We start from the raw sequence: 270 nt of genomic DNA on the forward strand, positions 1-270 counted from the left end.
GACGGCTACACGATTATCCCGCTCAAAGTGTATATCAAAAACGGGTTCGCCAAGTGCCTGCTCGGCGTCGGAAAAGGGAAGAAGAAGTACGACAAACGAGAGGACTTGAAGAAGAAAGACGCGAAGCGTGACGTCGACCGTGCGATGCGCGATCGGCAAAAATAGTGACAACGGATCCTAATTGTGGTATATTAAATAGAGTACCAATTACCACCCCGGGGACGTTATGGATTCGACGGGGGTAGGTCGGTCGTATGTGGCGTGTCGAGG

At 51.5% G+C, this 270-nt stretch carries 1 protein-coding gene; it reads left to right on the forward strand.

Features of this window, described 5'->3' with window-relative positions; all coding sequences use genetic code 11:
- On the forward strand, window positions 1–165 hold a 165-nt coding region (locus tag AC2Q9J_RS17955), incomplete at its 5' end, for an SsrA-binding protein (RefSeq protein ID WP_499042044.1).
- Window positions 166–270: the final 105 nt, after the last annotated feature.

Source organism: Planococcus sp. RAB007_Raresut (genome assembly GCF_057369535.1).